We start from the raw sequence: 10,810 nt of genomic DNA, 5'->3' as shown, positions 1-10,810 counted from the left end.
GAACGGTATGGACGCCGGGCAGTCGTTCCACCTCGTGCACGTCTACGCCGACACGATCACCCACTCGGTCGTGCCGGTCGCCGGGGCCGAGGCCGGCGACTACTTCGACGAGGCATGGCTCGCACGCATGGCCGCGCTCGATCCCGCGCAACGCCTGGAGCAGTTCTCCCGCAAGCGCTGAGCGCGCGATTAGGCTCGAGGCATCCACCTTCAGCCGTGATCACACCCACAAGGACACCCCATGGCAACCGATGCAACGACGCATACCCACACCCGCACCGAGACGGACTCGCTGGGATCGATGGAGATCCCGGGCCACGCCTACTNCCCGGACCTCGTCACGGCGCTCGCGATGGTGAAGCAGGCCTCGGCGCGCGCGAACGCCGACATCGGGGTGCTCGATCCGGCCAAGGCCGACCTGATCGACCGCGCTGCGCAGCGGGTCATCGACGGCGACTTCCACGACCAGTTCGTCGTCGGTGTGATCCAGGGCGGCGCGGGCACGTCGACGAACATGAACGCGAACGAGGTCATCACCAACATCGCGCTCGAACTCGCGGGTCGTGAGCGCGGCGACTACGCGTTCCTGTCGCCCATCGACGACACCAATCGCAGTCAGTCGACGAACGACGTCTACCCGACGGCGGTGAAGATCGGTCTCTCGCTGACGCTCCGAAGCCTCCTCGACGAGCTGGCCAACCTGCGGCAGTCGTTCCTCGACAAGGCCGTGGAGTTCCACGATGTGCTGAAGGTCGGCCGCACTCAGCTGCAGGACGCGGTGCCGATGACGCTCGGGCAGGAGTTCCACGGCTTCGCCACGACCCTCGGCGAGGACTACAACCGACTCCGCGAGAACGCGTTCCTCATGTACGAGATCAACATGGGCGCGACGGCGATCGGCACGGGCATCACGACCCATCCCGGGTATGCGGCGGCGGTGCTCCACCACCTGCGTGAGATCACCGGCCTCGACCTCGCGACCGCCGATGACCTCGTGGAGTCCACGAGCGACACGGGCGCCTTCATGTCGTTCTCCGCGTCACTCAAGCGCAACGCGGTGAAGCTCTCGAAGATCTGCAACGACCTGCGTCTGCTCTCTTCAGGTCCGCAGGCCGGACTCGGCGAGATCAACCTGCCCGCGCGGCAGGCCGGCTCGAGCATCATGCCGGGCAAGGTGAACCCCGTGATCCCCGAGGTCGTGAATCAGGTCGCCTTCTCCGTCGTCGGCGCCGATATGACGGTCACGATGGCGGTCGAGGCGGGGCAGCTGCAGCTGAACGCCTTCGAACCCGTCATCGCGCACTCGATCTTCCAGTCGCTCACGTGGATGCGTCAGGCGATGTGGACGCTGCGCGTCAACTGCGTCGAGGGCATCACCGCGAACCGCGACCGCCTCGGTGCGATGGTCGGTGCCTCTGTGGGCGTGATCACTGCGCTCACGCCGTACATCGGCTACGCGGCCGCGGCGGCGCTCGCGAAGACGGCACTCATGACAGGGCGCAACGTCGCCGACCTCGTCGTCGAGGCGGGACTGATGTCGCGCGACGAGGTGACCAAGCAGCTGTCGCCCGCCCGCCTGTCGGGGCTGCAGACGATCACCGCCGCGATCCCCGTCATCGCGCCCGAGGACGCGCCGGTTCCGCCCGTCGGCTGACTCGACGTCGCGCCTCTTTCGGCTAACACTCAGGAACCGATATCGTCACGGTAGCGTCACGCAGTGGCGCTCTTGTATCGACCCTGAGAGGGATCCCATGTCCGAACCGCAGTACGCCCCGCCGCCCCCGCCGGCTCCCGCCGCCGCCGTCGAGCAGCCGGGCCGCACGCTCGGCATCGTCGCCATCGTGTTCGCGATCATCATGCCCGTGGTCGGCCTGATCCTTGCGATCGTTGCAAAGGTGCAGTCCAAGCGCGCCGGTGTGAAGAACACGCCCTCCACGGTGGCGCTGACGTTGAGCATCATCTTCATCGTGCTCGGCATCATCGTGGCCATCATCGTCGCGGCGGTCGGTGCGGCCGCCGCCGCCGCGCTGCTCCAGCAGTGTGCGACGCTCGGCACGGGCATCCACGATGTCAACGGTGTGACCATCACCTGCAACTGACACCCGCATCGACGAACGGCCGGCTCCCTCGGGGTCGGCCGTTCGTCGTGTGGGAGCGGTTGCCGCGTCAGTCGGTCATGCGGCAGTGCGTCGTGAGGGCGCCGATGCCGTCGATGCCGACCGTGACAGTGGAGCGATCGCGCAGGAAGATCTGCGGATCGCGCGAGTAGCCGGCCCCGCCCGGCGAGCCGGTCGAGATGAGCGTTCCGGGCAGCAGGGTCACGGACTGCGAGAGTTGGGCGATGAGGGTCGCGACCGACCGCACCATCTGCCCGGTCGAGGCGTCCTGCACGGTTGTGCCGTCGACGATCGTCCAGATGTGGAGGTCCTGCGGGTCGGGGATCTCGTCGCGGGTGACCGCGTAGGGGCCGGTGGGGGTGAAGCCGTCGAACGACTTGCACCGGCTCCACTGGGCCTCCGAGAACTGGATGTCCCGGGCCGTGATGTCGTTGACGACCGTGTACCCCCACACATGGTCGAGGGCGTCTGCGGCAGCGACGTCCTTCGCGTGTCGGCCGATGATGACACCGAGTTCGGCCTCGTAGTCGACCGACTCGCTGAGCGACCGGGGCCAGGAGGTCGTCTGCTCGTGTCCCGCGAGGGAGTTGGGCCAGAGCACGAACACCGTGGGCGTGGCATCCGTCTTCAATCCGAGTTCGCCTGAATGGGCGGCGTAGTTCAGGCCGACCGCGAGGATGACCGGCGGATCGTCGACGGCCGATGCGAATGCCACGCCCTCGAGCGAGGTCGCCGGCGCGGCCGGCGCCGCGGCGGCGATGCGGGCGAGCACGTCATCGCCGCCGGCGACGAGCTCGGAGAGGCGGGTCGGGGCGCCGGGGAACAGCTCATCGACGTAGACGGCGTCATCCTCCCGCACGAGAACGAGTCGGGGCTCCGTCGCCGCCGGGTGGAGCACGTGGGCGAAACGCATCTCTCCAGGCTAGTGCGGTCCCGCCTCTAGGCTGGGGCGATGGGGGATGCTGGCGGCGATCAGAATGACCGAAACCTGACCGAGGCCACTCCGCTCATCGGGGTCGAAGCGGAGCCCGGAGAGGCGATCCTGGCTGCGCCGCCAGCGATCGATGCGCGGATCCCCTCGTCTCGTGGACGTCGGGCCCGGTGGTGGGCGCTCGCTCTCGCAGCGCTGGCCGTCGCGGCGGTCGGGGCGTATCTGCTCGTCTTCGTCGGCATCGTCCCGTCGGTGGTCGCCGCTGCGCTCGCCGCCGTTCCGCTGGTGGGGACGTTGGCGGCGGTGCGAGCCGTCGATCGTGAGGTCCGGCAGCCGCGAAGTCTGCGGGTCTTCGCCGTGCTGTGGGGTGCGGGCGTCGCTGTACTCATCGCGCTCGGTGTGCAGGTGGTCTTCGTCGTCCTGGACATCCGGCCGGAATACGAGCTGATGCTGATCGTCGAGGCGCCGATCGTGGAGGAGGTGGCGAAAGGCTTGGGGGTGCTGCTCGTCCTCCTCTGCGCGCGGCGGGCCTTCGACGGTCCGCTCGACGGCGTCGTCTACGGGTCGGCGGTCGGCGCCGGGTTCGCCTTCAGCGAGAACATCACGTACTTCGGGGAGGCCATCGCCGACGGCGGGGCCATGTACGCCGGGATCCTGTTCGTCGCCCGCGGCGTGGTGACCCCGTTCGCGCACCTCATGTTCACGGCGGCAACAGGTTTCGCGCTGGGCCTGGCCGCGCGTCGCGGGATGCGGCTGCGCGGCGTGAGCGCGGCGTGGGTGCTCGGGCTTCTCGTCGCGATCGTGCTCCACATGGTCTGGAACGCATCGACTGCCCTGGGCGGCTTTGCGGCACTCGGGCTGTTCATCGTCGTCCAGGTGCCGTTGTTCGCAGCATTCGTGACCGTCGTCGTGCTGCTGCGACGAGCGGAGGCGAGCGCGGCCAGAGGGCGCATCGCCGAGTATGCGGCGGCGGGCTGGTTCACGCCTGGCGAGGCCCAGATGCTCTCGACGGCGTCGGGCCGACGCGCGGCCGTCGCGTGGGCCTCCGGATTCCCGCGGGATCGTCGTCGTGCGATGCGCATGTTCATCCGTGAGGCGAGTGTCCTCGCAGCTGTGCGCCAGCGGGTGGTGAATCGGCGCAACCCCCTCGATGTCGCGGACGAGCGGAGCCACCTGGATCGGATCGGCGCCGCCCGAGCGGAGCTGTTCGCGACGTGAGCGCATCCGATCCGGTGCCCCGCACAGACTCAGCGCCCGGTGCCGCGGCGATGCCTGCGTGTCTCCCGAGCGCTGAGTAGGTCTGGTGTCAGGATGCCCCGAGTCGCCGGACCTGTCAAGGGTGGGCCGATATGTCACACCCGCGCGCCGCGGCGTCGCGCGTGCTTGGATGGAGTCATGACTGACAACCGCACCAAGCCCGAGATCGACGCCCCTGAGGGTGACGCCCCGAGCGACCTCGTCATCCGCGACCTGATCGTCGGCGACGGGGCGGAGGCCAAGCCCGGCGACACCGTGACCGTCCACTACGTCGGTGTCGAGTTCACCTCCGGTGAGGAGTTCGACTCCTCGTGGGGTCGTGGCGAGAGCATCCAGTTCCCCCTGCGTGGCCTCATCCAGGGCTGGCAGGACGGCATCCCCGGCATGAAGGTCGGCGGACGCCGTGAGCTCGTCATCCCGCCGCACCTCGCGTACGGCCCCGCCGGTGGGCACTTCCTCGGCGGCAAGACGCTCATCTTCGTGATCGACCTGCTCGCCGTCGCCTGACCCGAGACATCCGGATGCCTCGTCCCCACGCGGGGGCGGGGCATCCGTCGTGTCAGCGGCCGTCATCTGTTCCGGCGACCGTCATCAGGAATTTTCCATTCTTGGGAATGCATGTTGCAGGATGGTGGTTGCACCCGCCAGACATCGCGATCCGCGCGACCATCCACATGGAGATGACATGACCGACACGACGCTCGAACTCCCCGGCTACAAGGCCGGCACCTGGGTCCTCGACCCCTCGCACAGCGAGGTCACCTTCTCGGTGCGCCACATGATGATCTCGAAGGTGCGCGGCACCTTCGGCGTCAAGGCCGCCACCATCGAGGCTCCGGAGAACCCGCTCGAGGCGAAGGTCACCGCCACCGTCGACGTCACCTCGATCGACACCAAGGACGAGGGTCGCGACCAGCACCTTCGCAGCGCCGACTTCTTCGACACCGAGACCTACCCGACGATCGAGTTCGTCTCCACCGGCGTGCGCCTCGAGGGCGACAAGTTCCTCGTCGACGGCGACCTGACGATCCGCGGCATCACCAAGCCGGTCACGTTCGACTTCGACTTCGGCGGCTTCGGCAACGACCCGTGGGGCAACTACAAGGCCGGCGCGACCGCCAAGACGGTCATCAACCGCGAGGACTTCGGCCTCACCTGGAACGCCGCCCTCGAGACCGGCGGCGTCCTCGTCGGCAAGGACGTCACCATCGAGCTCGACCTGCAGGGCTCGCTGCAGGCCTGATCGCCTTCCCGTGGACGGGGTGGATGCCGCGGCATCCACCCCGTTCGTCGTTTCCGGCGTCGTACGATGACGAAGACGCGAGCGTGAGCGGGGGATCGGGATGCGGGGGAGCGATGCAGCCTGGGCGCTGCGGATCGGACATGACGCGGTGCGAGAACGGCGGATCCATCGTCGCGGTGTGGTCGCGTGCACCCTGCTCCTCGCGTGCATCGCGCCGTTGTGGGCACTGCATCCGCTCGCCGCGGCGGCCGAGGCGGAGTGGATGGTGCAGGTCGGCGTGGGCGCCGCCGCGCTCGCTGCAGGTGTGACCTGGGTGGCGATCGTCGCCGACGGGCGCCGCCGATTGGAGGGCGAAGCGCTCCGTGCGCTCCGCGCTTCCAGCCCGTCGCTCACGACGGCGGAGCTCGCGCCCCATCTGCGTTCGATCGACGATTTCGACGCCTGGGCCGTGCGGCACGGTGTGCCGACCGACGGGGCGCAGTCATACGGGGCAATGGAAGACGCTTGGGAACCGAGCTTTCGCACGGACGTGCTGCCCGGCCGATCGGCCCAGTGGTGGAAGGACGCGGTGCTCGTCGCTGTGCTGGGCGGAGCGGTCGTCGCACTTGCCTCGATCGCGGTGGTCAACCTGGGGCCGCAGTGGTGGGCGTGGGGCTGGGGGATCGGTATGCCGATCGCGCTCGCCCTCTTCTTCGCCGGAGCACTGATGCGCATCGCCGCCGAAGTGCGCGTGCGGCGCGAATACCGCGCAGGCTACGCGACGACGGTCATGGACATGTGCGGACTCTCCTCTTCCCCGTTGTTCGCCGATGTGTTCACCGGCGTCGATCTGCTGGACGCGTCCACCGGTGGCGTCGTCGCAGCTGCGGGGCGTCGCCCGCTGAGTCGTGAAATGTTCATCGATCGTGTCGACACACTGCGTCGGGCGCGGGTAGTTCAGCCCTGACGGGGTGGATGCCGCGGCATCCACCCCGTTCGTCGTTTAACGCCGCAGGCGCAGCCGGTTCTGGGCGAGCAGGATGCCGAGGAAGACGATGAGTGCCCCGACGGGCTCCTGCCACGAGACGCCCTCGCCGAGCACGATGACGCCGAGCACGACGCCGACGACGGGCGTGATGTAGGTGACGGTCGATGAGCGGGTCGGGCCCCAGGCGCGCACGGTGTTCTGGTTCCAGACGTAGGCGACGCCCGTGCCGAGGAACCCGAGCAGCAGCATGCTGCCGACGACCCCCACGTCGAGGGTGATCGGGGTGAGCGCGACGACCGGGGTGAGGAGCAGCATGATGACCGCTCCGAGCCCGATGTTGAGCAGCGAGAACACGAGCGCGGACATGCCGGTGTTCGCGACGAAGCGGCGCATGTACGCGAGGCTGAATCCGTAGCAGGCGGTCGCACCGAGCAGTGCGAGCTGCGCGACGATGTCATGGCCGAGGTCGAGCCCCTGCCAGGGGCCGATGATGACGACCACGCCGAGGATGCCGACCCCGATGCCGACCAGCTGCACGGGCTTGAGACGCTCTACGCGGAACAGGAGCCCCGCCATGATCGCGGTCATGATCGGCGTCGTCGCGTTGTAGATGCTGCCGAGCCCGCTGCTGACGTGCTGCTCGGCCCACGCGAACAGCAGGTAGGGGGCGACGCAGAAGGTCACAGCGAGCATGAGCATGTGCCCCCACACGCGTCCGAATGCCGGCAGCCGCTCTCGGCGCCACAGCACGATGGCGGCGAGGGCGAGTGCACCGAGTACGAGACGGCTCCACACGATCTGCACCGGCGACAGGCCGGTGAGTCCGACTTTCATGAACAGGAAGCTGGCGCCCCAGACGATGCCGGTGAGGACGAACTGCACGGTCGTCGCCGCGGCGCGGGTGGGGGCCGGGGTAGGGGGAGCGGTGGTGGCCACCCCGGCACACTACGCGGGGGTGCGGACGCTGCACATCCCCTGCCACTGCGACGTCGGATATCCGCCGGAGAACGGCGGGATCGCGTCGATCAGGGCACGGGGTGCGCGGCGTCGTACGCGCGGAAGCCGGGCGACAGGCGCACGAGCACGGCGACGATCCCGATGATGAGGAATCCGCCGAGCAGCGGCGGGAACCACAGTGCGGTGAAGGTCGCGAGCGTGCCGGCGTAGAGGGCACCGATACGGGGTCCGCCGGCCACCACGACGGTGAAGATGCCCTGCAGGCGTCCGCGCATCGCGTCGGGCACGGCCGACTGCATCATGGTGGAACGGTAGATCGCGCTGACGTTGTCGGCGGCTCCGGAGACGGCGAGCACCGCGGCGCCCGCGGCGATCAGCACGACGTTCGGGGTGTTCGGGCCGACCGTCTCAGGCGCGAACGCGCCGAGGGCCGCGGCGGCGAGCACCGCGCCGAAGGCGAGGATGCTTGCGCCGTAGACGATGATCGACCGCTCGATCCCGAGGCCGTGGTGCCGATAGCGTGCGATCGGTCCCGACAGCAGGCTCGACAGCAGGGCGCCGAGCGCGACGGCGGCGGTGAGCACGCCCGTCGTGATCGCGCCACCTCCGAGCAGCACGGCGCCCACGGCGGGGAAGAGGGCGGTCGGCTGTCCGAACGTCATCGCGGTGATGTCGAGGATGTACTGCAGCCGGATGTTCCCGGCCTTCCGGAGGAATCCGAGCCCGTCGCGCAACGACTCGAGGCCGGGTCGCGCGATCGTGCCCTCGGGGCGCAGGCGCGGCAGGGTCCACAGGCCGAGGAACAGCGACGACATGAGCAGCACGTCGACCGAGTACGTCCAGGCGTACCCGACGGTCGCCACCAGCACGCCCGCGAGCGCGGGACCTGCCATCACCATGATGCCGACGGTCACGCCCTGCAGTGCGGCGGCCGCCGGGAGGAGGTCGCGGGGCAGCAGGCGCGGCGTGATGGCCGACCGTGTGGTCATGACGATCGAGTTGGCGGCGGAGTTCACGACACTCAGGAGGTACAGCGACCAGAGACTCTCGACCTGCGTCCACGCGAGTGCGGCGATGAGGGCTGTCGACACGAACGTGACGGATGCCGCGATGAGGGCGACTGCGCGCCGGTCGAACGCGTCGGCGAGCATGCCGCCGTAGAGGCCGGCGAGCACCATCGGGATGAGCCCGGCCACCGCGATCATCGACACCGCGAAGGTGTCGCCGGTGAAGTCGTAGACCTGCAGCATGACGGCGACGATCGTCAGCTGGCCGCCGAGGCCCGACAGGGTCGCTCCCACCCAGAGCCGCGCGAAGGCGGGCACCGTGGTGAGAGGGCGGATGTCGATGAATGCGCTGCGGCGGGCGTTCACGATCGGGTCGAGGGGGATGAAGACGAACGCACGCGTCGAGCCTAGTCGTGCCGGATGTCGCGGCCCGCTGCCGCGGTCGCGGTGGCCGCCCGGCGCTGGTAAGCTGTTCCGGTTGCCGTTCGATCGGCCGCGGAGAAAGAGAGCTCGCACATTCGGTGACGGGCACCGCGCAACGAGGAGAAAGGGGATCGCTCTATGGCACTGGAACAGGACGTCAAGAAGGCGATCATCGAAGAGTACGCGACGCACCCCGGTGACACCGGATCCCCCGAGGTGCAGGTCGCTCTGCTGACGCAGCGCATCAAGGACCTCACCGAGCACCTCAAGGAGCACAAGCACGACCACCACTCGCGTCGTGGTCTGTTCCTGCTCGTCGGTCAGCGCCGTCGTCTGCTCGGCTACCTCCAGGACATCGACATCGCGCGTTATCGCTCGCTGATCGAGCGTCTCGGCCTTCGCCGCTGAGTCACCCGGCGTACATCGTCTTCTGAGGCCCGTCCCACGGTGTGGGGCGGGCCTCTGCTCGTTCCCCGCGCCTCGCCCTTCGTCGCTCGCAGCGCACGGCGGGTGTGACGACGATCGGCCCGCCCCCGGAAGGGGCGGGCCGATCGTCGTCAGGTGTCAGACTCGTGCGGCGCGTGCGGCGACGAGGTCGGCGTGCCAGCGTTCGGCCACGTCCGGATGTGCGCGAAGGCGCGACTTGAGGGCGTTCTCGCCGTAGGTCGCGAAGATGGGGTTCGTGGGGTCGTCGGTTACGCCTCGCGCCTGGGCGGCGAGCTCCGCCGGCAGGTCGATGATCGGCAGCTGAGCGTCGAGGGTCGGGTTGAAGAAGAACGGAACCGAGATGCGCTCGTCGGGGTACCGGGGCGAGATCACGCGGTGGTTGGTCGCCTTCAGGTAGCCCTGCGTCGCATATTCGAGCAATTCGCCGATGTTGACCACGAACGCGCCCTCGACCGGCGGGGCGTCCACCCATGCGCCGTCGCGCTCGACCTGCAGCCCGCCCTTGCCGGGCTCGACCCACAGCAACGTCAGCACGCCGGAGTCCTTGTGGGCGCCGACTCCCTGCTGAGGCGTCGGGTCCTCCTTGCCGGGGTACCGCACGATCTTGATCAAGGTGGAGGGCTCACCGAAGTGCTGGTCGAAGTACGACTCCTCTGCGCCGAGGGCCAGTGCCCATGCCCGCAGCAGCGTCCGCGCCACGTCGCTGAGGCGCTCGTGCCAGTCGAGCACGACCTCCTTGAGCTCGGGCAGGTTCTCGGGCCACAGGTTCGGTCCGATCAGTCGCGCATAGTCGGGCGCGTCGGCATCCGTGATCGGTTCGCGCTCGGGCCCGATATCGATCTGTTCGCGCCAGTCGACCTTCCCCTGCGTGCGCTCGCCCCCGACGCGGGTGTAGCCGCGGAACTGCGGCGAGTTGAGGTTCTCGATCGCCAGCTTCTCGGCCTCGGGCAGGGCGAAGAGCTCCTTGGCGACCCGCAGCAGCCGCGCTTCCTCGGCGGGAGCGATGCCCGTGCCGGTGAGGTAGAAGAATCCGACGTCGTGCGTCGCGGCCCGAAGTTGCGCGCGGAATTCAGCGGCCTCAGCCTCGCCCTGGCGCAGCAGAGAGAAGTCGAGCACGGGAAGCGAGAGATCGGTCATGCGTCGAGGCTATGTCGGAACAGGCCGCACAGCTCGTTTGTTGCACCCCGTGACCGGAGCGCTTGCGCGGGGGCGCGCAGGCCGGGCGATAGCCTTCGCTCCGAAGGGGAGGGGCCGCATGACGACACTCGGCGACGCCGCAGAGCTGGATGCCGCGATCGGCGCCGTCGACTGGGCCGCCCTCCCGCCGGGTGTGGTGCGCGCCGACCTCGATGCGCCGAGCGGTCGCCTTGCACGCATCGTCGCCGGCGCTGAGGATGCCCCGCGGGTGCTCCTCGTGCCCGGGGCGACAGGCTCGAAGGAGGACTTCCTGCTGATGATCCC

At 69.0% G+C, this 10,810-nt stretch carries 11 protein-coding genes and 2 pseudogenes; 9 read left to right on the top strand and 4 right to left on the bottom strand.

Annotation, left to right across the window (positions count from 1 at the left end):
- The 3 genes and pseudogenes from ASG00_RS18125 to ASG00_RS10705 form a co-directional block, all read left to right on the top strand.
- Nucleotides 1-181 (top strand): annotated as a pseudogene (locus tag ASG00_RS18125) (phosphodiesterase); the annotation flags it as partial.
- A gap of 146 nt (nucleotides 182-327) precedes the next feature.
- Nucleotides 328-1,654 (top strand): aspartate ammonia-lyase (locus ASG00_RS10710; RefSeq protein ID WP_235559492.1); only part of this gene is annotated, 1,327 nt, incomplete at its 5' end.
- A gap of 97 nt (nucleotides 1,655-1,751) precedes the next feature.
- On the top strand, nucleotides 1,752-2,099 hold the full coding sequence (locus tag ASG00_RS10705; protein WP_045246165.1) for a hypothetical protein: 348 nt from the start codon (nucleotides 1,752-1,754) through the stop codon (nucleotides 2,097-2,099).
- Between the two features lie 67 nt (nucleotides 2,100-2,166).
- Here the strand turns inward: ASG00_RS10705 and ASG00_RS10700 are convergent, their stop codons facing one another.
- Nucleotides 2,167-3,030: a fumarylacetoacetate hydrolase family protein gene (locus ASG00_RS10700; RefSeq protein WP_045246166.1), complete on the bottom strand. Its 864-nt coding sequence runs from the start codon at nucleotides 3,028-3,030 to the stop codon at nucleotides 2,167-2,169.
- A 39-nt stretch (nucleotides 3,031-3,069) separates the two neighbouring features.
- Here ASG00_RS10700 and ASG00_RS10695 point away from each other — a divergent pair, with 39 nt between their 5' ends.
- The 4 genes from ASG00_RS10695 (at nucleotide 3,070) to ASG00_RS10680 (ending at nucleotide 6,494) form a co-directional block, all read left to right on the top strand.
- The gene (locus ASG00_RS10695) at nucleotides 3,070-4,266 is read left to right on the top strand and encodes a PrsW family intramembrane metalloprotease (RefSeq protein WP_082483205.1); all 1,197 of its coding nucleotides are present in this window, start codon (nucleotides 3,070-3,072) and stop codon (nucleotides 4,264-4,266) included.
- 177 nt (nucleotides 4,267-4,443) lie between these two features.
- Nucleotides 4,444-4,812, top strand: coding sequence for an FKBP-type peptidyl-prolyl cis-trans isomerase (locus ASG00_RS10690; RefSeq protein ID WP_045246168.1), 369 nt, complete (start codon nucleotides 4,444-4,446; stop codon nucleotides 4,810-4,812).
- A 178-nt stretch (nucleotides 4,813-4,990) separates the two neighbouring features.
- Nucleotides 4,991-5,548, top strand: a complete 558-nt coding sequence (locus ASG00_RS10685) for a YceI family protein (RefSeq protein ID WP_045246170.1) — start codon at nucleotides 4,991-4,993, stop codon at nucleotides 5,546-5,548.
- Between the two features lie 178 nt (nucleotides 5,549-5,726).
- Nucleotides 5,727-6,494 (top strand): hypothetical protein, encoded by a 768-nt coding sequence (locus tag ASG00_RS10680; RefSeq protein WP_056209426.1) that lies wholly within the window; start codon nucleotides 5,727-5,729, stop codon nucleotides 6,492-6,494.
- Between the two features lie 36 nt (nucleotides 6,495-6,530).
- On the opposite strand, the gene ASG00_RS10675 is transcribed toward ASG00_RS10680, so the two are convergent.
- Nucleotides 6,531-7,451 carry a DMT family transporter gene (locus tag ASG00_RS10675; protein WP_056209422.1) on the bottom strand — a complete coding sequence of 307 codons (921 nt, stop codon included), beginning with the start codon at nucleotides 7,449-7,451 and terminating at the stop codon, nucleotides 6,531-6,533.
- A gap of 89 nt (nucleotides 7,452-7,540) precedes the next feature.
- Complete coding sequence (locus ASG00_RS10670; RefSeq protein ID WP_056209419.1) at nucleotides 7,541-8,845, bottom strand: MFS transporter; 1,305 nt, start codon at nucleotides 8,843-8,845, stop codon at nucleotides 7,541-7,543.
- A 195-nt stretch (nucleotides 8,846-9,040) separates the two neighbouring features.
- On the opposite strand from ASG00_RS10670, the gene rpsO reads away from it, so the two are divergent.
- Nucleotides 9,041-9,310 carry a 30S ribosomal protein S15 gene (gene rpsO / locus ASG00_RS10665; RefSeq protein WP_045245804.1) on the top strand — a complete coding sequence of 90 codons (270 nt, stop codon included), beginning with the start codon at nucleotides 9,041-9,043 and terminating at the stop codon, nucleotides 9,308-9,310.
- Nucleotides 9,311-9,466: 156 nt separating this feature from the next.
- Here the strand turns inward: rpsO and ASG00_RS10660 are convergent, their stop codons facing one another.
- Nucleotides 9,467-10,486, bottom strand: a complete 1,020-nt coding sequence (locus ASG00_RS10660) for an isopenicillin N synthase family dioxygenase (RefSeq protein WP_045245802.1) — start codon at nucleotides 10,484-10,486, stop codon at nucleotides 9,467-9,469.
- 118 nt (nucleotides 10,487-10,604) lie between these two features.
- Here ASG00_RS10660 and ASG00_RS18120 point away from each other — a divergent pair.
- A pseudogene (locus tag ASG00_RS18120) lies at nucleotides 10,605-10,810 on the top strand (alpha/beta fold hydrolase); the annotation flags it as partial.

The organism is Microbacterium sp. Leaf351 (assembly GCF_001423825.1).
Lineage (GTDB): Bacteria > Actinomycetota > Actinomycetes > Actinomycetales > Microbacteriaceae > Microbacterium > Microbacterium ginsengisoli.
The sequence above is the reverse complement of the archived record's forward strand: the minus strand, read 5'-3'. Positions and strand labels throughout refer to the sequence as shown.

Coding starts and splice junctions, on each gene's coding strand:
- ASG00_RS10705 (WP_045246165.1), top strand. CDS start 1,752: ATGTCCGAACCGCAGTACGCCCCGCCGCCCCCGCCGGCTCCCGCCGCC.
- ASG00_RS10700 (WP_045246166.1), bottom strand. CDS start 3,030: ATGCGTTTCGCCCACGTGCTCCACCCGGCGGCGACGGAGCCCCGACTC.
- ASG00_RS10695 (WP_082483205.1), top strand. CDS start 3,070: ATGGGGGATGCTGGCGGCGATCAGAATGACCGAAACCTGACCGAGGCC.
- ASG00_RS10690 (WP_045246168.1), top strand. CDS start 4,444: ATGACTGACAACCGCACCAAGCCCGAGATCGACGCCCCTGAGGGTGAC.
- ASG00_RS10685 (WP_045246170.1), top strand. CDS start 4,991: ATGACCGACACGACGCTCGAACTCCCCGGCTACAAGGCCGGCACCTGG.
- rpsO (WP_045245804.1), top strand. CDS start 9,041: ATGGCACTGGAACAGGACGTCAAGAAGGCGATCATCGAAGAGTACGCG.
- ASG00_RS10660 (WP_045245802.1), bottom strand. CDS start 10,486: ATGACCGATCTCTCGCTTCCCGTGCTCGACTTCTCTCTGCTGCGCCAG.